Annotated in this window: 21 protein-coding genes and 1 riboswitch; of the genes, 9 read left to right on the forward strand and 12 right to left on the reverse strand. The window is 66.6% G+C overall.

From position 1 onward, the window contains the following. Positions 1-38 precede the first annotated feature (38 nt). A complete protein-coding gene (fgd, locus tag ACWCPQ_RS13330) occupies positions 39-1049 on the reverse strand; it encodes a glucose-6-phosphate dehydrogenase (coenzyme-F420) (protein ID WP_449898055.1) in 1011 nt (336 codons plus the stop codon). A 278-nt stretch (positions 1050-1327) separates the two neighbouring features. Here fgd and ACWCPQ_RS13335 point away from each other — a divergent pair, with 278 nt between their 5' ends. After that, the gene (locus tag ACWCPQ_RS13335; RefSeq protein ID WP_449898422.1) at positions 1328-2104 is read left to right on the forward strand and encodes an HAD-IIA family hydrolase; all 777 of its coding nucleotides are present in this window, start codon (positions 1328-1330) and stop codon (positions 2102-2104) included. A gap of 484 nt (positions 2105-2588) precedes the next feature. Here ACWCPQ_RS13335 and ACWCPQ_RS13340 read toward each other — a convergent pair whose 3' ends face one another. The 3 genes from ACWCPQ_RS13340 to ACWCPQ_RS13350 form a co-directional block, all read right to left on the reverse strand. Beyond that, positions 2589-3800 carry an O-succinylhomoserine sulfhydrylase gene (locus ACWCPQ_RS13340; protein WP_449898057.1) on the reverse strand — a complete coding sequence of 404 codons (1212 nt, stop codon included), beginning with the start codon at positions 3798-3800 and terminating at the stop codon, positions 2589-2591. Next, the gene (locus ACWCPQ_RS13345) at positions 3797-4213 is read right to left on the reverse strand and encodes a rhodanese-like domain-containing protein (protein ID WP_449898058.1); all 417 of its coding nucleotides are present in this window, start codon (positions 4211-4213) and stop codon (positions 3797-3799) included. The genes ACWCPQ_RS13340 and ACWCPQ_RS13345 overlap by 4 nt, the downstream gene beginning before the upstream one ends. Positions 4214-4230: 17 nt before the next feature. Then, a riboswitch (SAM riboswitch) is annotated at positions 4231-4343 on the reverse strand. A 65-nt stretch (positions 4344-4408) separates the two neighbouring features. Next, positions 4409-4879, reverse strand: coding sequence for an Rv0361 family membrane protein (locus ACWCPQ_RS13350; RefSeq protein ID WP_449898060.1), 471 nt, complete (start codon positions 4877-4879; stop codon positions 4409-4411). A gap of 228 nt (positions 4880-5107) precedes the next feature. On the opposite strand from ACWCPQ_RS13350, the gene ACWCPQ_RS13355 reads away from it, so the two are divergent. The 3 genes from ACWCPQ_RS13355 to ACWCPQ_RS13365 all read left to right on the forward strand — a co-directional run bounded on the left by ACWCPQ_RS13355 (position 5108) and on the right by ACWCPQ_RS13365 (position 8775). Then, on the forward strand, positions 5108-6496 hold the full coding sequence (locus ACWCPQ_RS13355; protein WP_449898062.1) for an FAD-dependent oxidoreductase: 1389 nt from the start codon (positions 5108-5110) through the stop codon (positions 6494-6496). 71 nt (positions 6497-6567) lie between these two features. Then, positions 6568-7434: an amidohydrolase family protein gene (locus tag ACWCPQ_RS13360; RefSeq protein ID WP_449898424.1), complete on the forward strand. Its 867-nt coding sequence runs from the start codon at positions 6568-6570 to the stop codon at positions 7432-7434. 261 nt (positions 7435-7695) lie between these two features. Then, the gene (locus ACWCPQ_RS13365; RefSeq protein WP_449898063.1) at positions 7696-8775 is read left to right on the forward strand and encodes a hypothetical protein; all 1080 of its coding nucleotides are present in this window, start codon (positions 7696-7698) and stop codon (positions 8773-8775) included. Positions 8776-8795: 20 nt separating this feature from the next. Here ACWCPQ_RS13365 and ACWCPQ_RS13370 read toward each other — a convergent pair whose 3' ends face one another. Together ACWCPQ_RS13370 and ACWCPQ_RS13375 are read right to left on the reverse strand one after the other, a co-directional pair. Continuing rightward, positions 8796-9278 carry a DUF456 domain-containing protein gene (locus ACWCPQ_RS13370; RefSeq protein WP_449898065.1) on the reverse strand — a complete coding sequence of 161 codons (483 nt, stop codon included), beginning with the start codon at positions 9276-9278 and terminating at the stop codon, positions 8796-8798. A 161-nt stretch (positions 9279-9439) separates the two neighbouring features. Further along, positions 9440-9976, reverse strand: a complete 537-nt coding sequence (locus ACWCPQ_RS13375; RefSeq protein WP_449898067.1) for a TetR/AcrR family transcriptional regulator — start codon at positions 9974-9976, stop codon at positions 9440-9442. A 106-nt stretch (positions 9977-10082) separates the two neighbouring features. On the opposite strand from ACWCPQ_RS13375, the gene ACWCPQ_RS13380 reads away from it, so the two are divergent. Together ACWCPQ_RS13380 and ACWCPQ_RS13385 are read left to right on the forward strand one after the other, a co-directional pair. Then, complete coding sequence (locus ACWCPQ_RS13380; protein ID WP_449898070.1) at positions 10083-11033, forward strand: quinone oxidoreductase family protein; 951 nt, start codon at positions 10083-10085, stop codon at positions 11031-11033. A gap of 194 nt (positions 11034-11227) precedes the next feature. Beyond that, on the forward strand, positions 11228-11593 hold the full coding sequence (locus ACWCPQ_RS13385; protein ID WP_449898072.1) for a DUF4345 domain-containing protein: 366 nt from the start codon (positions 11228-11230) through the stop codon (positions 11591-11593). 17 nt (positions 11594-11610) lie between these two features. Here the strand turns inward: ACWCPQ_RS13385 and ACWCPQ_RS13390 are convergent, their stop codons facing one another. Next, a complete protein-coding gene (locus tag ACWCPQ_RS13390; protein ID WP_449898075.1) occupies positions 11611-12489 on the reverse strand; it encodes a TIGR03854 family LLM class F420-dependent oxidoreductase in 879 nt (292 codons plus the stop codon). Positions 12490-13599: 1110 nt separating this feature from the next. Here ACWCPQ_RS13390 and ACWCPQ_RS13395 point away from each other — a divergent pair. Beyond that, a complete protein-coding gene (locus ACWCPQ_RS13395) occupies positions 13600-15525 on the forward strand; it encodes a cutinase family protein (protein WP_449898076.1) in 1926 nt (641 codons plus the stop codon). Between the two features lie 41 nt (positions 15526-15566). Here the strand turns inward: ACWCPQ_RS13395 and ACWCPQ_RS13400 are convergent, their stop codons facing one another. Both ACWCPQ_RS13400 and ACWCPQ_RS13405 read right to left on the reverse strand, forming a co-directional pair. After that, the gene (locus tag ACWCPQ_RS13400; RefSeq protein WP_449898078.1) at positions 15567-15950 is read right to left on the reverse strand and encodes a YdeI/OmpD-associated family protein; all 384 of its coding nucleotides are present in this window, start codon (positions 15948-15950) and stop codon (positions 15567-15569) included. A 74-nt stretch (positions 15951-16024) separates the two neighbouring features. Next, a complete protein-coding gene (locus ACWCPQ_RS13405; RefSeq protein ID WP_449898080.1) occupies positions 16025-16978 on the reverse strand; it encodes a helix-turn-helix transcriptional regulator in 954 nt (317 codons plus the stop codon). A gap of 94 nt (positions 16979-17072) precedes the next feature. On the opposite strand from ACWCPQ_RS13405, the gene ACWCPQ_RS13410 reads away from it, so the two are divergent. Then, the gene (locus ACWCPQ_RS13410; protein WP_449898082.1) at positions 17073-17465 is read left to right on the forward strand and encodes a VOC family protein; all 393 of its coding nucleotides are present in this window, start codon (positions 17073-17075) and stop codon (positions 17463-17465) included. Positions 17466-17502: 37 nt separating this feature from the next. On the opposite strand, the gene ACWCPQ_RS13415 is transcribed toward ACWCPQ_RS13410, so the two are convergent. From ACWCPQ_RS13415 to ACWCPQ_RS13425, 3 genes are all read right to left on the reverse strand, one after another. Continuing rightward, a complete protein-coding gene (locus ACWCPQ_RS13415; protein ID WP_449898084.1) occupies positions 17503-18057 on the reverse strand; it encodes a methylated-DNA--[protein]-cysteine S-methyltransferase in 555 nt (184 codons plus the stop codon). A 153-nt stretch (positions 18058-18210) separates the two neighbouring features. Further along, the gene (locus ACWCPQ_RS13420) at positions 18211-18816 is read right to left on the reverse strand and encodes a hypothetical protein (RefSeq protein ID WP_449898086.1); all 606 of its coding nucleotides are present in this window, start codon (positions 18814-18816) and stop codon (positions 18211-18213) included. Positions 18817-18832: 16 nt separating this feature from the next. Beyond that, the gene (locus tag ACWCPQ_RS13425; protein ID WP_449898089.1) at positions 18833-19570 is read right to left on the reverse strand and encodes a hypothetical protein; all 738 of its coding nucleotides are present in this window, start codon (positions 19568-19570) and stop codon (positions 18833-18835) included. 397 nt (positions 19571-19967) lie between these two features. On the opposite strand from ACWCPQ_RS13425, the gene ACWCPQ_RS13430 reads away from it, so the two are divergent. Next, a complete protein-coding gene (locus ACWCPQ_RS13430) occupies positions 19968-21068 on the forward strand; it encodes a CaiB/BaiF CoA transferase family protein (protein ID WP_449898091.1) in 1101 nt (366 codons plus the stop codon). Positions 21069-21093 lie beyond the last annotated feature (25 nt).

A 21093-nucleotide genomic window follows, 5' to 3' on the forward strand; every position in this document is an offset into this window, starting at 1 on the left:
CTCGTGGTCCGGCACCGGCGCGGGCGACTGCCTGATCGCTATCCGAGTTCGCGCAGCCGCGGGGCGAGGTCGCGCTGGAACAGATCGAGGAAGCGCTTCTGGTCGTGGCCCGGCGCGTGGAAAACCAGGTGGTCGAGGCCCGCATCGACATAGGGTTTCACCAGTTCGACCGCCTGATCCGGGTCGCTGGCGACGATCCAGCGTTTGGCGATCTGTTCGATCGGCAGCGCGTCGGCTGCTTCCTCCATTTCGATCGGGTCGGTGATGCTGTGCTTCTGTTCGGCCGTCAGCGACAGCGGTGCCCAGAAGCGGGTGTTCTCCAGCGCGAGTTCGGGATCGGTGTCGTAGGAGATCTTGATCTCGATCATCCGGTCGATGGTGCTGACCTCACGGTCCACCTTCGCCGCGCCTTCGGCCACCGCGGGCATCAGCTTCTCCGTGTAGAGGTCCATACCCTTACCCGAGGTGCAGATGAATCCGTCGCCCGCGCGACCCGCGTACCTGGCCACCACCGGGCCGCCGGCGGCGATGTAGACCGGGATCCCGCCTTCGGGAACGTCGTAGATGGAGGCGCCTACCGTCTTGTAGTAGGTGCCGTCGAAATCGGTGCGGGCGCCGGTCCACAGGGCACGCATCAGATCGACCGATTCACGCAGGCGGGCGAACCGTTCCTTGAACTCCGGCCACTCGCCGGAGTAACCCGTGGCGATCTCGTTGAGCGCCTCACCGGTGCCCACACCCAGCATCACCCGGCCCGGATACAGGCAGCCCAGGGTTGCGAACGCCTGTGCGATCACCGCGGGGTTGTACCGGAAGGTGGGGGTGAGCACCGAGGTACCGAGCAGGATCCGCTCGGTACGCTCACCCGCCGCGGCCAGCCATGCCAGCGAGAACGGTGCGTGGCCACCCTTGTGCCGCCACGGCTGGAAATGATCGCTGACCGTGGCGCTGTCGAGGCCGTGTTCCTCGACCAGTACCGCCAGCTCTACCAGTTCACGGGGTCCGAATTGTTCCGCCGACGCTTTGTACCCGAGCTTCAGCTCACCCATGCGCCCACTCCTGTCGCGTTGTGGTCGGACCGTTTCCGGCCCGGATCCGACACTAATAGGCGCAGTTGGGCCGAGCCCACCCGCCGCCCGCGCAGGTCCGGGGCGAAGCGGGTATGCCGAGGTTCGCCCCGGCCGGAGCGGGGTCGTGCGAATGTGCGGGGGTCTCGTTCTCGGCTCGCGTTCCGGACTCCGGGCGCGGCATACCCGCTCCTCGGACCGTCGAGCGCAGAATCGATGGGGTGAGCACAGACGACCGGATTCTCTCCTATCTCACCGATATGGACGGGGTACTGGTGCACGAGGACCATATGGTCCCCGGCGCCGACGAATTCCTCGCCGAACTGCGGGCCGAGGAGATCCCGTTCCTGGTGCTGACCAACAACTCGATCCGCACCCCACGCGACCTGCAGGCCCGGTTGCGGCAGACCGGGCTGGAGATCCCGGAGCACTCGATCTGGACCTCCGCCCTGGCCACGGCCAGTTTTCTCGACGAGCAGCGGCCGGGTGGCACCGCCTACGTGGTCGGTGAGTCCGGGTTGACCACCGCGCTGCACGAGATCGGCTACGTGCTGACCGAGGTGGACCCCGACTACGTGGTGCTGGGCGAGACCCGCACCTACTCGTTCGAAGCGATCACCACCGCGATCCGGTTGGTCGAACGGGGGGCGCGGTTCATCGCCACCAACCCCGACCCCACCGGCCCGTCCCGCGACGGTGTACTACCCGCGACCGGTTCGGTGGCCGCCCTGATCACCCGCGCCACCGGCCGCGACCCCTACTACATCGGTAAACCGAACCCGCTGATGATGCGTTCGGCGCTGCGCCGGATCGGCGCCCACTCACAGACCAGTGTGATGGTCGGTGACCGGATGGATACCGATGTGATCTCCGGAATGGAGGCCGGAATGCGGACCATCCTGGTGACCTCGGGTATCTCGACGAAGAAGTCGGTCGAGCACTACCCCTACCGGCCCACCGTGGTGCTGAACTCGGTCGCCGAACTGGTGGGCCGGGTCCGTACGCCCTTCACCGACCCGATGCCACACCCGACCTGACCGACCCGACTCCACACCCGACCCGGTCGGCCCCGATCCCGAACTGATCGGAGCGGTCCGCCTCCACCACCCGCCTATGTCTCCTCGACCAGGAGAACCGCCCCACCCGGCCTGCTCAGCAGGAGTCCGTTGCCTCAGGGACGGTTTCCCGAGCCACCGTCGTGCCCCCGCGTCGCGGCACCTCCTCCGGGCCTGCCACAAGGCGGGGTCGACAGGGCCCGCACGCCCCCCGCCGGAAGCGGAGCCCACCACAAAGGCGGGGCCCGCCCCGGTTCTGGAGCGACGGAGCGGGGGAGCGAAGCGGAGGAGTGCAGGAGTGAAGAACCGGGGTCACGAGGGCCCCGCCCCGCGGCGCCCGAGGCGACGCCGTGGATACAGAACCGGGGTCACGAGGGCCCCGCCCCGCGGCGCCGGAGGCGACGCCGTGGATACAGAACCGGGGTCACGAGGGCCCCGCCCCGCGGCGCCGGAGGCGCCGCCGAAATTACAGCGCGTTGTCCAGGTCGCCCAGCAGGTCCTCGATGTCCTCGAGGCCGACCGAGATCCGTACGACACCGTCCGACAGCCCGATGCCCGCGCGGCCTTCCGGGCCCATCGCCCGGTGGGTGGTGGTGGCCGGGTGGGTGATGAGGGATTTCGCGTCGCCCAGGTTGTTGGATATGTCGACGATCCGCAGCCCGTTGAGTACTTCGAAGGCCCGCTTCTTGGCGTGATCGGCGGCGGCCTTCAATTCGAAGGTCACCACGGTGCCGCCGCCGCTCATCTGTTCGGCGGCCAGGGCGTATTGCGGATGCGATTCCAGGAACGGGTAGCGGACCCAGCTCACTGCCGGGTGTTCGTCCAGGTAGCGGGCGATCCGCAGCGCCGAATCGGCGGATTGCCGGACCCGCAGCGGCATGGTTTCCAGTCCTTTGAGCAGCGTCCAGGCGTTGAACGGGCTCAGCGCGGGACCGGTGTGGCGCATCAGCGTCTTGACCGGGCCTTCGATGTAGTCGGAGCTGCCGAGGATCGCGCCGCCCAGGACCCGGCCCTGGCCGTCGATGTGTTTGGTGCCGGAGTAGACGACCACGTCGGCGCCGAGTTCGAAGCCGCGTTGCAGTAGCGGGGTGGCGAACACATTGTCCAGCACCACCTTCGCGCCTGCGGCGTGGGCGAGTTCGCAGACTTTGCGTACATCGACCAGGGTCTGCATCGGGTTGGCCGGGGTTTCGAAGAACACGGCGGCGGCGGGTTCGGCCAGGGCGGTTTCCCACTGGTCGAGATCTTCACCGTCGACGAAGACCGTCTCCACACCCCAGCGCGGCAGGATTTCGTTGCACACCACGAAACAGGATCCGAACAGGCTGCGGGCGGCCACCAGCCGGTCGCCCGCTTTCAGCAGCGCACCGAGCGCGACGAACACGGCCGCCATGCCGCTGGCGGTCGCGAAACAGGCTTCGGCGCCGTCGAGCAGTCGCATCCGTTCCTGGAAGGTGCTCACCGTGGGGTTGCCGTAGCGGGAGTACACGTAGTGCGGGTTGTCACCGGTGAACGCGGCCTCGGCGGCTTCGGCGCTCGCGTAGACGAAGCCGGAGTTCAGGTAGAGGGCCTCGGATGTCTCGTCGAATCCCGACCGGCTCAGTCCGCCGCGCACGCCCAGCGTCGCCGGGCCGACTCCGTCGGGGAGCGGGCGTTCGAACGAGCCGCCGCCGATCACGACTGCCGCCAGGGCAGGCCGTGGGCGCGCCAGCCGGCGCCGCCGCGGTGCCCGAGTTCGTCCAGCGGTCCCTCGAAACCTTCGCTGATGTTGTAGGAGGGGCCGATTCCCGCCGCGGTGGCGGCGTCGGCCGCATGGGCCGAACGCTGGCCGGAGCGACAGAGGAAGAGCACAGGCGCGTCGGCGGGGCGGTCGACCAGCGCGCTGCGCAACTGGTCGACGAACCGGTCGTTGCGGGTGCCGGTGCCGTCGACCCATTCCACCAGCAGCGTCGGCTTCGCGATCGCGCTGGTGTCGGGTACTCCGACGAACTTCCACTCGGCTTCGGTCCGCACGTCCACCAGGACTGCGTCCGGGTTCTCGGTCAGCAGTTCCCATGCCTGCTGTGGGCCGATATCCCCTGCGTAACTCATACGTGGCACCTCCTGCGAATCCGCACTTGCCGCATCCGATCGATGCGTGCCCGGTCGTCACCCGGAGCACCCCACCGCGGAGGAGGGTTGCCGGCCAGCGAGCCGGGGCTTGGCGCTGGCACTCATGACCTGATTCATGAGATTAGCCCGGTCCGGCCCGGCCGTGTCAAACCTCGGTTGACGCTCCGGGCGAGATCATTCCACCGGCTGGTTGCACACCAGCCATTCGTCGTCGGAGTGGAACAGCCACCAGGTCGCGGTCTTCTCGTCGCCGTCGACTGTGCTGGTCACTTCGATGGTCGCCGTATCGCCGTTGATCTGCACGGGGCCGAATCTCGTGATCTCGATGTCGTTTCCGGTTTCACCGGGTTTCAGTTGTCCGGCCAGGGGTGAGCGGGCGGGAACGAAACCGGGGCACACCGCCTCGCGCGGTGGTTCGGCACCGTAGCGGCTGCTCGTCTGGGCGAAGTCGCGTACTGCTCCGGCGATCCGGTCGGAATCTGTGACATTTTTCTCAACGGGTGCCACCAGCCCGGCGATCAGCACACCACCCAGGATCAGGGCCGCGACCACCGCGGCCACGATGAACGGGGTGATCGAACGCGGTCGTTCACCGTCGCCCGGTTCGGTGCTCGCGTGCTCGTCGGCTCCTCCGGCATCGCTCATACCGACGATCATCCCTGGTCCCCGGATCGGTTCGTGCTCGCACCCCGATAGAATCGGGGGCGAGGTGGGTATCGCAGTACAGCGCTACCCGCGTGGACGTGGGACGACGAACGGTGACCAGCCGCCCGCGAACGGCGCGATGTAGGTGCATACGGGCCGCGCGTCAAGTTAGCCTAAGCTAACAACAACGCCAGTGATTCTTTCGACCGATAAGGGTGCGCGTAACAGATGACCGAGCAGAAGGAAGCGAACCGCCCGCTTCGGATCGCGATCGTCGGAGCCGGGCCGGCCGGTATCTATGCCGCCGACGCGTTGATGAAATCCGATGCAGACGTCTCGATCGATCTGTTCGAGCGGATGCCCGCCCCGTTCGGGCTGATCCGCTACGGCGTCGCTCCGGACCATCCGCGGATCAAGGGAATCGTCACCGCCCTGCACAAGGTGCTGGACAAGGAGCAGGTGCGCCTGCTCGGCAATATCGACTACGGCACCGATATCACGCTGTCGGATCTGCGCCGCTTCTACGACGCGGTGATCTTCTCCACCGGCGCCAACGCCGACCGGGCACTGCCGATCCAGGGGATCGACCTGGACGGTTCCTACGGTGCGGCCGATTTCGTGTCCTGGTACGACGGTCACCCGGACGTGCCGCGTACCTGGCCGCTGGACGCGGAGAAGGTCGCCGTCCTCGGCGTCGGCAATGTCGCGCTCGATGTGGCGCGCGTGCTGGCCAAGACCGGTGACGAGCTGCTGCCGACCGAGATCCCGCCGAACGTGTACGCGGGCCTGAAGGGCAACAAGGCCGTCGAGGTGCACGTGTTCGGCCGCCGCGGCCCGGCGCAGGCCAAGTTCACTCCGCTGGAACTGCGCGAACTCGACCACTCCCCGACGATCGAGGTCATCGTCGATCCGGAGGACATCGATTACGACGAGGGTTCGGAAGCCGCGCGTCGGCATTCCAAGCAGGTCGACATGGTTGCCAACACCCTCGAACAGTGGGCCATCCGCGACCAGGGTGACCGCCCGCACAAGCTGTTCCTGCACTTCTTCGAATCTCCCGCCGAGATCCTCGGTGAGGACGGCAAAGTCGTGGGCCTGCGCACCGAACGCACCCAGCTCGACGGCACCGGCAATGTCAAGGGCACCGGCACTTTCAAGGAATGGGACGTGCAGGCGGTATACCGGGCTGTCGGTTACCTGTCCCAGAACATCTCCGAACTGCCCTTCGACGACCAGGCCGGGGTCATCCCGAACGAGGCCGGCCGGGTCCTGGTCGACGAGAACGCCGACGGCGCGGCCCGCTACCTGCCCGGTACCTACGTGACCGGCTGGATCAAACGCGGTCCGGTCGGCCTCATCGGCCACACCAAGGGCGACGCGAACGAAACGGTCGCCTGCCTCGTCGACGACAGCGCGAATTTCGCACCCGCCGAGAACCCGGAGCCCGAGGCCGTACTCGAGTTCCTGGAGGGCCGGGGTATCCCGTTCACCACCTGGGCCGGCTGGTACCGGCTCGATGCGCACGAACGGTCGCTGGGCGAGCCCGAGGGCCGCGAGCGGGTCAAGGTCGTCGAGCGCGAGGACATGTTGCGCGCCAGCGAACCGCACAAGGTCTGAACTGTGGCCGGCTCCTCCCGGTCCATGGTTGGGAGGAGCGAATGTCCCCACATCTCAGGCATGCTGTAGCAGTGTTCGACGCCCATGTGCACATCATCGATCCGCGTTTTCCGCTGATCGAGAACGAAGGCTACCTGCCGGAGCCCTATACCGTCGCCGACTACCGGCGACGGATGGCCCGGTTCCGGCCTTCCGGTGGCGCGGTGGTGAGTGCTTCGTTCCAGGGCAACGACCAGAGCTATCTGCGGGCGGCCCTGGCCGAACTCGGCCCCGGTTGGGTCGGGGTGACGCGTCTCGATCTCGACGCCACCGACGCCGAGATCCTCGACCTGCACGAGGCCGGAGTGCGCGCGGTCCGGTTCAATCTCAAACGCGCTGCCGCCGATATCGCGAGCATGACCCGGCAGGCGTTGCGCGCCCATGAACTGGCGGGCTGGCATGTGGAGATCTATGTGGACGGCCAGATGCTGGCCTCGCTGCAGCCGGTGATCCTGAAACTGCCGAAGGTTTCCGTCGACCACCTCGGAATGTCCCGGGAGGGTTTGTCGTATCTGCTGAACCTGGTCGATCGCGGGGCGCGGGTGAAGGCGACCGGTTTCGGCCGGGTCGATATGAATATCGCCACGGCGCTGCGCCGGATCCACGCGGTCAATCCGGAGGCATTGATGTTCGGCAGCGATCTTCCCGGTTCCCGCGCCGGCCGGCCGTTCCGGGAATCCGATGTGGAATTGATCTGCGATGTGGTCGGCACGGATATGAACGCGGTGCTCGAGGACAATGCCCGCGCGTTCTACGGTCTGCCCGCGATCGATCGGACCGCCGAGGATCCCACTCCCACACTGCCGCTGTTCGTTCCGCCGCGCGCCGAACGCCCATCGGCGCACGACGGGACAACCCGGCCGCTGCCCATTGTCCAGAAACGACCCGGCCGGGGCTGACGGCGACTTCTTCGCGGTGGGGGCCGATATACTTTCCCGCGCGAATTGGTGCACTGAGCACATCGCATTACCCTTGTTGCGGTGAGCGGCGCTTGGCGATCGGCATTCGACCACCTCGCCGACCGGCTCAAAGATGCGGTCGGCCGCGTCGCCCGGGTACTGCACAGCGATATCTCCGATCGTGCCGTCCATCCCTCGAACTCGGCGGCCGATATGTTGTCCGGCCGAAATGAAGCGGCCGCCGATCTACTCCTCGGGAGAATGGGCGGCGCGGACCGAACGATCGACTCGGGTGATCACGCCGGAATGGTATCGCTGCTGAACGAGCGGAGGCCCTTGGTCGAGGCCATAGAAGGCCGAGGGAGGAAGCTTTTCGGGCACAATGTGAGTATCGCCCGATACGATACACCCCGCGGTGGCCGGATCTGGTACAGCGCGCAGGAGCATTCAAAGGATCCGGGACATCAGCAATATTCTTTGATTCGGCGCGTTTTCGAGATATTCGTGAACGAGCCGAACGGTCGTCGGCGGATTGCGCTCAATGAGCAGAATGCTTTTTCCGACGACATGGTGCGCGGACCGGATCTGGACGAGGCGGTCCGGCAGCGCGGCGACCATCTTCATATCCGGGCGCTTGCCGCTCATCACGGGATCCGGGGTGAGCTGGGCGATATCGAAATCGCGGAGTTCGTGACCACTGTCGACCCCGGACGGGAACGGCTGCACCATCTGTGGTACTTCCTCAACAAGGTGAAGCATATGCACAGACAGGAAACGCCCCCGGCGCCCGAGGAGATCATCGCGGAACTCCGGAAATTTACGTCCAAGCTCGATGCTGATCTACGGGCTACCGGAGGATGGCCCAATGCCGACGGCCCGCAGCGCTTGACCTATGACGATCTGACTTCGTGGTACGAGGAGTATTTGGGCGAACCTTTCGACCCGACCCGGAATCTCGAAGATATTCTCAATCCGAATTTGATGGACACTTCCGATCCGGTGAACGAGATCCTGCGGTACCGGAACAATGTGCGGGACATCAGGATAATGGACGATATCGCTGACTGGAGCCGAAAGGGATACGACGTCTTCATGGGTCAGGGGGCCAGTCATTACGGCATTCAGAAGGAATTTCTGGCGCAGCGATACGGTCAGCCCTTGATATATCGGCCCGGGCAGATGAGCGGAAACATTCCCGCCGGCATCGGGGACGTGGCTCGCGCTGATATCCGCCGGGGCATCGCCGCGGTCGAGAGCAAGATCGCAGCAGCGGAGAATCCGATCGACCGCGCGCTGTTATCGGAGGAACTGCGTACGTTGTCATACGAGTCGGCGCGGTAACCATGGGTGTGGCCGGCCGGTCACACCGCGATGGCGCCGATCACCCATACCCCGCTCGCCAGTAGTGCGCCCAGCAGCTCCACCAGGATCGAGAGCCCGACACCTTTTATCGCGTGCTTGCTCGACGCCCAGGCCTGCCGGTTGTCCGGGAGGCGCTGCAATTCCGAGAGATAGACGCCCACCACGAAACCCACGAACAGGCCGACGACGGGTATCACGAAGAACCCGGCGATACCGGCGAGCCCACCGAGCAGCAGCGTGCGGTTCGGTACGCCGGCCTCCTTCAGTTTCTGCCCGGGCCAGGTGTATTTCACGATCCCCGAGATGACCAGCAGAACGGTGCCGATCGCCAGTACGGTCCACGCCGTGGCCCCGCCGGTGACGAACGCCCAGACCGCGATCGCCCCGAAGATCAGGATCACCCCCGGCAGAATCGGCACCACGATCCCCACCAGGCCGATCAGGATCACCAGGCCGACAACGATTTCTCCCCATACGCTCACAGCACCAAAATAGCCCGAATCGGACAACGCCGCCGGATCGTGTGGGCTCACGCGCCGAAGCGTGAAATGGCCGCGTCCGGAGCCCGTGTGCGGCCGATGAGTTCACGCGGTACAGACGACGCCGGACCGGGCTTCGGCGGCGGTGACCGGCCGGACTCGCGTCAGGGGCGAACGTCGAGGTCCAGGATCCGTGCCGTCAGATCCAGCACCCCGGCGCGATGGCGGGCGGCGGCGAGCATATCGGTGATCTCCGGGCGCATGCTCGAGAAGATCGCCAGCACCAGGAATTCGGTATCGGTATCGGGCGCCACCTGTGCGATCAGTTCGGCCAGCAGGGCGCGCCAAGGCGCCCAGCTGTCCGAATGGCAGCCGTCCGGCAGGGCGCGCATCAGCGGGGCCAAATCGATCGCGGTCAGGTCGAAGACCGCCGCGACGAATGCGAGGATCCGATCACCCACGGGTACCGCGGAATCCGCCGCGAGGGCGCGGACATCGTTCCAGCTCCGGTGGGTTCGGTCCTCGACCAGCGCGCGGATGAGTCCTTCGCGGTCGGTGAATCGGCGGAACAGGGTGCCCTTCCCGACGCCGGTGGCCGCGGCGATGTCGTCCATGGAGACGTTGTCGCGTTTCTCCTCGCAGATCATGCGGCCGGCGACGGCCAGGATCGCGGCACGGTTGCGTTCGGCGTCGGCACGCACCTGCGCTCCTCCTGTTCGACACTGTTGACAAAAGCGGACTGGTAGTCCGTATGATACCGGAAGGTAAACGGACCAACAGTCCGTATCGGAGTAGAGGTGAAATCGCATGCGAGCAGTCAGGTATCACGAGTACGGACCGCCGGAGGTACTGCGTCTCGAAGAGGTCGAGGATCCGGTGCCGGGGGAGGGGGAACTACTCGTCCGGACCTCGGCCACCGGCGTCAACTATTTCGAAGTGCAGGTACGGGCAGGGGTGCTACCGGATCCGCTGGACTCGCCGCTACCCCATATCCCCGGGATCGAAGTGGCCGGAACCGTGCAGGCGGTCGGTCCGGGAGTCGGGAAACGCCGGATCGGCGAACGGGTGATCGCCACCGTCGCGGCCGGAAGCTACGCCGAGTCGGTGGTCGTCGCTGCCACGGCTGCCCTTCCACTCGACGAACGGCTCGGTGAGCATCGGGCACTCGCGCTGCTCGGGCAGGGGGCGACTGCGGTCGGGGTGTTCGAAACCGCCGAGATCGGACCCGACGATACGGTTCTGGTGGAGGCAGCGGGCGGTGGAATCGGGACCCTGCTGGTGCAGTTGGCCACCCGGGCCGGCGCCCGGGTTGTGGCAGGCGCGAGCGGGGATGCCAAGCGCCGGTTGGCCGCCGAGCTGGGCGCCGACACAACTGTGGATTACTCGCGACCGGGCTGGACCGAGGAGGTGGGTCCGGTATCGGTGGTCCTGGAAACCGTCGGCGGGCAGACCGCTCGCGAGGCCTACGGCCTGCTCACCGAGCCGAACGCCCGGATGGTCGTCTTCGGTACGGCCAGTGGTGCGCCGGTGGAGATCAGTTCGCAGCAACTGCTGCCGGTCGGGGCCACGGTCATCCCCTTCAGTCTCGGCTACCGTCCGCAGCGCTGGCCCGAACTGGTCCGTCGTGCCGAGGAACTGACCGTGCGCGGCGAACTCACTCCGGTGATCGGTGCCGTCCTGCCACTGGCCGAGGCCGCCGCGGCACATCGCGCCTTCGAGGACCGCACGGCTTTCGGCAAGACGATCCTCACCGTCTGATCCGGCTCGCGAGCGATCCGGTCGAGCGGTGTCCGGCCGGCGGATCGACCGGCTCACCGGCCGGTTGTGCCGCAGGACCGGGTGTGGAAAGCGGCGGCGCGTGGATCGGTGGTTACGGAGCACGTTTCCGGAAGTCCGAAGCGGTGGTGCCGGGTGAGGATGGACCTTCCGACAGACAACCAGTGGAGGTGGAGATGCGGCCGGTGGTGCTGATCGCGGTGGGAATCCTGTTCGCGGGGATGGGGGTGTTCGCGCTCGCCACACCCGCGCGGCTGACCGAACCCTTCGGTATCCCGGTCACGACCGCCCCCGGACGTTCCGAGGTCCGCGCCGTATACGGCGGGTTCGGGCTGGCGGTGGCGGGTGCTCTGGGCTGGGCTGCGTTCGACACCGGTGAGCTGCGGCGCGGTGTCGTGATCGTGATCGCGATCGCGCTGGCGGGGATGGCCGCGGGGCGGGTGATCTCACGGCTGCTGGACGGCCGCGTCGCGTTCTATCCGATCTGGTTCTACTTCTGGGTGGAAGTGGCCGGGGCCGCGGTACTGTTCGCGGTCGCCTGACCGCCGGACGCGAACGGTCAGTTCTGCCGCGGGAGGAGTTCGGTGACGAAACGGTCCAGGAACCCGTCCAGTGGTTTCCCATCGGCCGGCACCACCACGAACTTGCTGAGCCCGGCTTCGAGATAGCCGTCGATCAGCCGGTGCAGTTCCGGCCAGCTGCCCGCGACCAGTTCGGCCGGATCGGTTCCCGGCCGCTGATGCGTGATCCCGGCCGACAGTTCGGCCGGGATTCCGTCCTGCGCGAGCAGCAGCGTGATCCCGAAGTGATCGGCTTCGATTTCGCGTCCGGCGGCCGCCGCCTCGGATCGGATCGCCTCCACCCCGGCGGCCGCCTCGGCCGGGCTCAGGAAACTGCCGAGCCAGCCGTCACCGTATCGGCCGATGCGCCGGAACGCGGCAGGTGCCCGTCCACCCAGCCAGATGTCGAGCGGACGGGTCGGACGATTGCCCACCCGGGCGCCGCGCACAGTGAAGAAGTCGCCGTCGAAATCGACTCCGTCCGCGCGGAGTACCGCGCGGAGCAGCCGCAGGGATTCGTCGAACACGTCTCCGCGCCGTCCCGCCACCGGAAACAGTTCGCGTTCCTGCGGGCCGGCCGGCTGTAACCCGAACACCGGAAGCACCCGTTTGGGCGCCAGCGCGGCCAGCGAGGCCAGCTGCTCGGCGACCAGTACCGGATGGCGGCCGGGCAGGATGGCCACCGACGTACCGACTTTCAAGTGGGTGGTGCGCGACAGTGCGTATGCCATACCGACGACGGGGTCCACCGTGGGTGCGAAGATCAGTTCGGAGAACCACAGCGAATCGACCCCGGCGGCCTCCAGACGGTCCACGAGCTCCGGCAGGTCCGCGGGTGTGCCGGAACTGCCCGTGCCGACGCCGAACCGCACCTTCATCTGTTCCTCCTGGGTCTGTGCATCCCGGTGGTGTCGATGCTGTCCGGAATGCCTCCTGTCCGGAAACCCGGTGCAGGCTCGCATTCATTCCGTGCAGAGCCTGCAACGTGAGTCCGGAACGTGAGTCCGGTGGTATCGGTGGTACCGACCGATACACCGGTCGTATTGTCGAAGTTCTCGCCGAGTGTGCGAGCGAGATGAACGGCCACCTGTGGGAGGGCGCGGGAACGAAGCAAGGGCCGACTCCGTGCAGATGCCGACCGGGCGAACCGGCCGTCGCTGTCAGCTGGATATCACGACCAGCGTATTCGACAACTTGCTCACGCGTAATCGGATCCGGTGCCGGATGGGATGGACTGCCGGTGGGAAAACTGAGCGCGTTCACTTCCGTACCCGCCGGGGAAGCCCGTGACCAGGTGCCGCGATGGTCGCGGCGCGGGAGTTGCCGCCCCATCGTCGGGGGTTCGGATTTCGTTACATATCACGCCCATCCGATTGCGGGGCGGTACCGAATACAGGTTGGATGTCTCATAGCTTCAAGCCATAACTGCTGCTAGGGCGTTTCTTCTGGTCTCGTCTGCCGGCTGTCGGGGGCTTGGGTGAGAGCGCAACCGTAAGCGCCCGGGTATCGGCTCGGGCGGACAACGAAACCAGAGAAACGAGGATTGAAATGGGACTGCTCGGTGGTCTGCTGGATCTCGTCGGTAGCGTCGTCACGAACCTCGCCGGAGTTGTCGGCGGCCTCGGCGGCGTGCTGTTCTGAGTAGCTCGCCCCGCCTCCGGATCCGCTCGTGAAAACTGCACCTGACGAGCGCTTCCGTTCGGGCGAATCGATAGGGCGTGCCCGCTCCGGCCGATCGCTGCGCGGTGACGGCCGGGGCGGGCATTCCGATATAGCAACTTTTTCGGGCCGGCCGAGGCCGATGCCTGCTGGTTCATTCGCATTCGCTGTGAGGAGTTCCGTTGCTTCTGAGTGTTGTCGGACAACTTGTCGGCACCGTGCTGGATCTCGTGGTCGGGCTGCTCGTTCCCTAGCGAGGCCGGCGCGAGGACGACCGTCACCGGGCGCCGTCCGGGGCCGCGCCGTCGAAGATCGATCCGGAGGTGTGGATGAGCTGCGCCCGCGCGGTACTCATACGAGTGGTATCCGTTGTCGCCGGTGTGGTGACGATGGTGGTGGCGATCCTGTCGTTCGGGCCACTTTCGATCGCCAGGGCGCAGGACGGGGTCGAGGCCGCGCTGGCGGAAGCCGGTGGCTGCCCGGGCCTTTTCGTTCTCGGCGTGCAGGGAACCGGTCAGTCGACACCGAATTCACCGGTCGCCGCGGACTCCGGACTGTTGTCGCAGGTGCTCGGGCCGCTGACCGAGATGTTGAGCGGACCGGCAGTCGGGCGCGCCTACGTTCCATATCTGGCGGGTTTCGGTGGAGCCCTTCCCGGGGCCACGTCGGCGCCGTATTCGGTCTCGGCCGAAGCGGGACTGGGGCGGTTGCGGGATATGGCGGCCGAGGTCACCCAGCAGTGCCCGCGTTCGCAGCTGGGATTGATCGGCTACTCGCAGGGCGCGCACGTCGTTTCGATGTTCGCGCGCGAGGCCGGTGCCGGCCGGGGCGCGGTCCCGGCCGACCGGATCGCGGCGGTGGCGCTGCTGGCCGATCCCACCCGGGCGCCCGGAGCCGGAGTGTTCCCGGGGTTGCCGGATACCGCGCGCCCGGCACCCGCCCCCGGCACCACGGGCGCGGAACTCGGCGCACTACAGGAATTTCCACAGCATCCCGCGCCGGGCGGAGGTATCGGGCCACTGCGCGATATCGCCCCGGACTTCGGCGAACTCACCGGCCGGGTGGCCTCGATGTGCCTGCCCGGTGACCTCGCCTGCGATGCCCCCACCGACGCACCCCTCCTGCATATGGTGGTCAATATTCTCGGCCAGGCCGAGCTCATCCCGTCGGACCCGGTGACGGCGCTGTCATCGATCGCCGACGGGTTCTCGGCGACCCTCGGACGGACCGCGACCGCGGTCGTCACCCACGACCTTCGCGGCTACTCGCTGGGCACACTGGCGTTGACACCGGAGAAGCCGCTCGGGGTCCGGCTGGCCGAAGCCGCCGACCCGCGTTCCGGCAGTGAACCGCAGGCCCGCGAAGCGCTGTTGAAACTGGGAACCAGCGCCCTGAACACGCTGCTGGCGATCATCGGGATCGCACTCGAACCCGCCGAAGTCGCCGCGATCGCCACCGCTCCCGATCCCCTGACCGGCCTCGATCGGGCGACAACTGCCTTCATCGACGCGGTGCGCCGCCCTCTGCCGCGGCGCACCGTGTTCAACCTGTTCACCAAGATGTTCAACGCGCTGGGCCAATTGAGCGCCGAGAACGCCGAACTGCTCGACCCGGCGCTGTGGCTGCGGTACGCCGATACTGTGCGCAAACACGGTGACTACTTTCACGCCGGCTACACCGCGGACGGTCGTCCGGCCGCTGATCTGGTGTTGCGGTGGTTCGCTGCTGTCGCCGAGGATCTCGCCACCAACCGCATACCCGAACCGGATCCGAGTCCATCGGCTCCGGGCGGCGGCACCCCCGATGAAGCCGGCGGCGCGCCGGCGCCCCGGCAGCCCGAGTTCCGGCAGCCCGAGTTCCGGCAGCCCGAGACTCGGCTGCCGGTACCGCCACCGCCGGCCCCGCCTGGCGGCGCCCCCGATTTCCGCAATGTCGTGGTCGGCGCCGAGGCACAGCCGCAGACCCGCGCGGTCGCCGATACGGCCGCGCAGCGGCCGCAGCGCGAATTCCGCCCGTACCTGCTGGGGCTGCTTCTGTCGGCCGCGGTAGCGGCGACCGCGTGCGGCGCGATCCGGATCGCGCACCGAAGGCACGGCCTGCGATATATCGCGACCGTGGGTCGGCACATCAGGTTCGAAAGCCATTACCGGGCGGCCGAGTTGGCCGGTTGGATCCGGGAGCGGAGAGCGGTGGACAGCTCCCGGGGCGGGGAACCGGAACGTCGGCCCTCGATCGGCCCGCGCAGTGGTCGGTGAAGCGTCCGGATGCGCAACGAACGTCCGGTACCACCGGAGTATCAGCTGCTCACCGGCGAAGCGGGCCAGCGGCCGTCCGCCTTCGCCGTCGCGATGGCCGCGTAACCCGGCTTGCGCATCCGCCCGGCCGCGATCAGGGTCTCGGCCCGGCCCCGATTGATCTGCGACCACGGGCTCTTCGGGCGGCGGGGGGAGTACCGCTGCAGATAGTGGCCGGCGTCCAGGCCGCGGCGGTGGCTGTCGATCCAGCCGTAGCAGAGGGAGATATCGAGAGCCTCGGTGATGGTGACGGTCGCGGTGGGCGCGTTCTTCTTGGCGATCTTCAACCAGATCTCCGTGGCGGAGCCGTGGTGCGTGGTCAGCCACTGCTCGTATTCGGAAGCGGTGGCGAAGATGACTGCGTCGGTGGGGCCGGGAGTGGGCATATCCGGATCTCTCCTCGCTGGTTCTGGGGGTTCAGGTCCGATTCTCCAGCGAAAAGTGCGCACCGAATGAGCACTTATTCTCGCGGGTCATCGTAGCGTTCGACCAGCTCCGCGCCCAGGATGGCTAGTTCACGGCGGACCGCGGCGGGTTCGGTCACCTCGATATCGGCGCCCCAGCCCGCGAGTTGTTCGGCGATCGCCCGCGGGGTGTGCGCGGTGACCGTGACCCGGACCCGACCGCCGGGGGCGGGACCCACGACCTCGCAATGCCGGCCCTGGCGGTCGCGCAGGATCGGGAGCAGCCGTTCACTGATGAGGACGGTGGCGGTGGTGGTTGCGCGGCGCTGTTCCATCTCCGCCACGATCTCGGTCCAGACGGCGGGGAGATCGAAGTCGGTGGGGCGGTGCGCTTCCTGATCGGTCGGTTCCGCGTGCAATATCCGGTCCACCCGGTAGGTGCGCCGGCCGTGCTCGGTACCGGCCACCAGGTACCAGATGGCGTCCTTGTCGACCAGGCCCCACGGATCGACGATGCGTTCGCTCGCCGCGCCGCCGCGGCCCCGATACCGCAACACGACCCGGCGGCGTCGCACGACGGCGTGCTGCAACCGCTGGACCATCTCGGGTAGTTCGCGTTCGGTGCGGCCCCAGCCGGCCGGATCGATCACGACCGCGTCGGCGGCGGCCGCGGCCTCGCCGCGGAAGGTCGCCGGTAGGGCTCGCAGTAGTTTGCGCAGCGCCGATCGCGCCTCCGGTACGGTCCCCGCGGCCGGGCCGGTGAGCAGGAAGAGGGCTCGCGCCTCGCCTGCGGTCAGACCACTCAGGTCGGTGCGGGCCCCGCCGATCAGCGACCAGCCGCCGCCGCGGCCGGATTGGGGATACACCGGGACCCCGGCGGTGGAGAGGGCCTCGAGGTCGCGGCGGGCCGTCGCCACCGATACCTCGAGCTCGGCCGCGATCTCGGCGGCGGTGACCCGGCCCCGGGTCTGCATCAGCAGCAGGGTCGCCACCAATCGGTCTGCTCGCATATTTACATTGTTCCCGGGAAAGTGCTCAGAAGTTGAGCACTTTCTCGGGAAGGATGGGTTTCACCAGCTCGAACCACGACAGAGGAGAACAGCGATGCTGCGAGGAATGACGACAGTGACCTTCTACGCCGAGGACCTGGAGGCAGCGAAGGACTGGTACGCCGAGTTCCTCGGGACGGCTCCTTACTTCGCCGTGCCCGGTTACTACGAGTTCCGGGTCGGCGACTACGAGCACGAATTCGGCCTGATCGATCGCGCGTACCAGCCGAAGCGGGCCGAGCCGGGACCGGGCGGGGCCATCCTGTACTGGCACGTCGACGATCTGCAGGCCACCTTCGACCGGTTGCTCGAACTCGGTGCCACCGAATACGACCCGATCACCACCCGCGGGCCGGGTTTCGTCACCGCCTCGGTGGTGGACCCGTTCGGAAACGTCCTCGGCATCATGAACAATGTCCATTACGAGGAGATCCTCGCCCGGCGGTGACCCGGTACGGCGTCCCGGGGCCGATATCCGGGTTCGATCAGAACAGCGTCGGTTCGCCGAAGCCCGGGGTGCCTTCGATCGCCAGCAGTTCCGATTTCGTGCCGATTCCACCCGGCGCCGAGAAGCCGTGCAGGGAATGATCGGCGGCCAGGACACGGTGGCAGGGCACGATGAGCGGGATCGGGTTGCTGCCGAGCGCCTGTCCGACGGCCTGGGCCGCGCCCACCGCGCCGCAGCGTCGCGCGACCTCTCCGTAGCTGAGTGTGTGGCCCGGGTCGATGGCGCGGGTGACGGCGTACACCGCCCGGTGGAATTCCGGGAGCCCGGCCAGGTCGAGAGGTATCCAGCGGAGGTTGTCGAGGTCACCGTCGAGGTGGGCGCGGACAGCGGCGACCGCTGCGGCGCGCGGGCCGTCGGCGGGTACCGGGATCGGGCGCACGTCGTCGCCGCTGAAGCGGGCGAAGGTGCTGCCGGGATCGGTACCGGGCAGGTGGAAGCGGGCCACCGCGTCCGCCCGCCAGGCGATGGTGCAACGGCCGATCGCGGTGTCGAAATCCGTCGCGTCGAGGCGTGTTACCGCACAGTCCGGCATATCGACAGTCTGCTCCGGCGCACCGACATCTATTGCGTCGGGCCGATGACTCCCGCCCCTGCCACGGTGGGGCGTCTCGCTGTGGTCCGGCGACCGGGCGTCGGCGGGTCATGATCATCGGCCCGTTCACGGCCGGGTCCGTGATCGGATCGGCTACTGCGTAGTTTCACCGAGAACAACGACCTCCGGCGAGCTGAGCTCGGTGGCATCGACGATTTCCTGCACGATCTCTGCTGCCGGAACCGAGGCATCGGGGGCGACGATCGCCGTGAAGTCCTCGTTCTCGCCGGACCAAACGAACCCCACTTCGATACCGGAACGAAGCCGTAGCAGCAGATATTGGCGAGAATCCGGAAGAGATTCGGTGAATATTCTGCCCACTTGCGTCTCGATTTCTGGCCAGCTCATATCTACCTGCGCAATCGCCGGCGCATCGGAGAATTCGCTCCATCTGAGTTCCGATAGCTCTTGAAATGGCGGATCCGGCCACGGCCGCATCGAATCGAGACGGTCGACAACCTGTTGCAGAAAATCTCGTACGGCGGCTTCGGAATGCTTTTCTTCAACAAGCGAACCGATTTTCGAGCCGGATCCGAGTGCATCGACAATCGATCGGTACTCCTGCTCCGGTGTGAGCGACCAGAGCGGATAGTCGAGCAGGGACGAAGACGTACGTTCGACCTCGGATTCATTCAGGGTCTCTGCGAACTGAACGCCGTAGAGAACGGCGTTCACAACTGCTCGCTGATCTTCGTTCATCTCCGAATCCTCCACACTATGCCGGCGCCAGAATATCGATGGACACCCGATCCATCGCAACGCGCAGGCTGCGCAGTTGCGCTATGACCTGGTCTGTGAGGGGGCGTGTCGGGCGATAGTGCCCACTTCGGTCGCTGATGTAGGTCAGCACCCCGTTTTCCACCCGCATGGTTCCTGCTCCGGCGGCCGGTCTTCCGGCCAGCAGGCTCGAGTGGTGGAACTTTCCGGTCATGCTCATCTTGTGGGCGTACATTCTTCCTTCTTCGTCCACGACGTAGATCGCGTCGCGGCGCCTGCCCAGGAATGTTTTCGTAGTATCGAAAAGATTTCCCTTGGCATCGTAAATCTTTCCATCGACTATATGGATGCGAAAACGTTCCCGCTTCTTGGGGTCGCTCACGTACTGGACCATTCTTCCGGCAAATATATTGTTGCCCGGCAGGTGCTCCCCGATGTATTCGGATCTCATTTTGACCATCTTGAAGGAGCTGGCGGTAGGTGATGTCGGGGTCACCGGCTTGCGGGGAGAAAACCATTCGAATTTCTGCTCGCGGCGAATGAACCATTCGAATTTCTGTTCGGGGCGGCGAAACCACTGGAAGGTTTTATCGGAGCTGGACAGCTGTTCCAATCCTCTGGTGACTTCGCGATTGATGCGCCGCCAGGAAGTGCTCTTGTGTGTCACGGCTTCACGGAAGATCCCTGTCAGATGCTCGGTGACGGCCCGTAATTCTGCCTTCGATCCGATAGCCATGCGATACTCCTTCGAAGCCTGAATTCAGTTGAGGAGTCCGGGTGCGGCGGCTTCGGGTCGTTCGCCCGGTCCGCCACACCTTCGGCTCGGCCCGATCTTCCGTCCGCCGTTTCGCTTGCGCGAGCATCGGGTTCGATCGTCGACTTCTCCGCGAGAAACGTCGTCGGCGGCGCGCCGGATCGTCGTGATCAGCTCGTTGTTCACCTGCATAGTTGCCAGACCGACCGTTCCTACAAAACCATTTGGTCTCTTTTCGGAATGAAGGATCTCATCGTTACCGGTGCTGTCGCAACCGCTGGGCGAACCGCGCCGACCCCGTGACTCGGCGCCGCTGTTGTCATACTGTCAATATGCCCCGCGGGGTAGACAATGGATCGACGATGAACCGAGGTAGGGCGTGAGTACACCATCCACCGCCACCAAGCAGGGCCCGCTCGCGGGCATTCGCGTGATCGAACTGGCCGGGATCGGCCCGGGGCCGCACGCCGCGCTGCTGCTGGCCGATCTCGGCGCCGATGTGGTGCGGGTCCAGCGGGCCGGTCAACTGCCCGGTGGGGCCGACCGGCCGCAGCTGCGCGGTCGCACGATCGTGGAGGCCGACCTCAAGAACCCGGCGGATATCGAGAATGTGCTCGCGCTGGTCGAGAAGGCCGACGTGTTCATCGAAGGGTTCCGGCCCGGCGTCACCGAGCGGCTCGGACTCGGCCCCGACGATCTGCTCGGTCGTAACCCGCGGCTGGTCTACGGCCGGATGACCGGCTGGGGACAGCAGGGCCCGCTCTCCGACCGCGCCGGGCACGACATCAACTACATCAGCCTCACCGGCGTCCTGCACGCCATCGGCCGCAAGGGCGAACGGCCGGTACCGCCGCTGAACATGGTCGGCGATTTCGGTGGCGGGTCCATGTTCCTGGTGTTCGGCATCCTCGCCGCGCTGGTGGAACGGCAGAACTCCGGCGAAGGCCAGGTCATCGACGCCGCGATGGTGGACGGCACGCTCGCACTGTCCAATATGATCTGGGCCTTCCGCGGTACCGGCGCCTGGTCCTCGGAGCGCGGTACGAACCTGCTCGACACCGGAATGGCGTTCTACGACACCTACGAGACCGCCGACGGCAAGTACATGGCCGTGGGCGCCATCGAACCGCAGTTCTACGCCCAGCTGCTGGCCGGCCTGGAGATCGACCCCGAGGGCCTGCCTTTCCAAATGGACCCGGCCGGGCAGGACACGCTGAAGAAGCTGTTCACCGAGAAGTTCCGCAGCAAGACCCGCGACGAATGGGCCGCGATCTTCACCGGCACCGATGCCTGTGTGAGCCCGGTGCTCACCTTCGACGAGGCGAGCGCGAACGAACATATCGCCGCCCGCGGTTCGCTCATCGAACTGGACGATGTCACCCAGCACGCTCCGGCACCCCGCTTCTCCCGCACCCCGAACGGCGTGCCCACGCCACCACCGACCGAGGCGACCCCGATCGAAACCGTCTGGGCGGACTGAGCACCGCCGGAGGGCAGGTTCCGTA

This window comes from Nocardia sp. NPDC001965 (assembly GCF_053594175.1).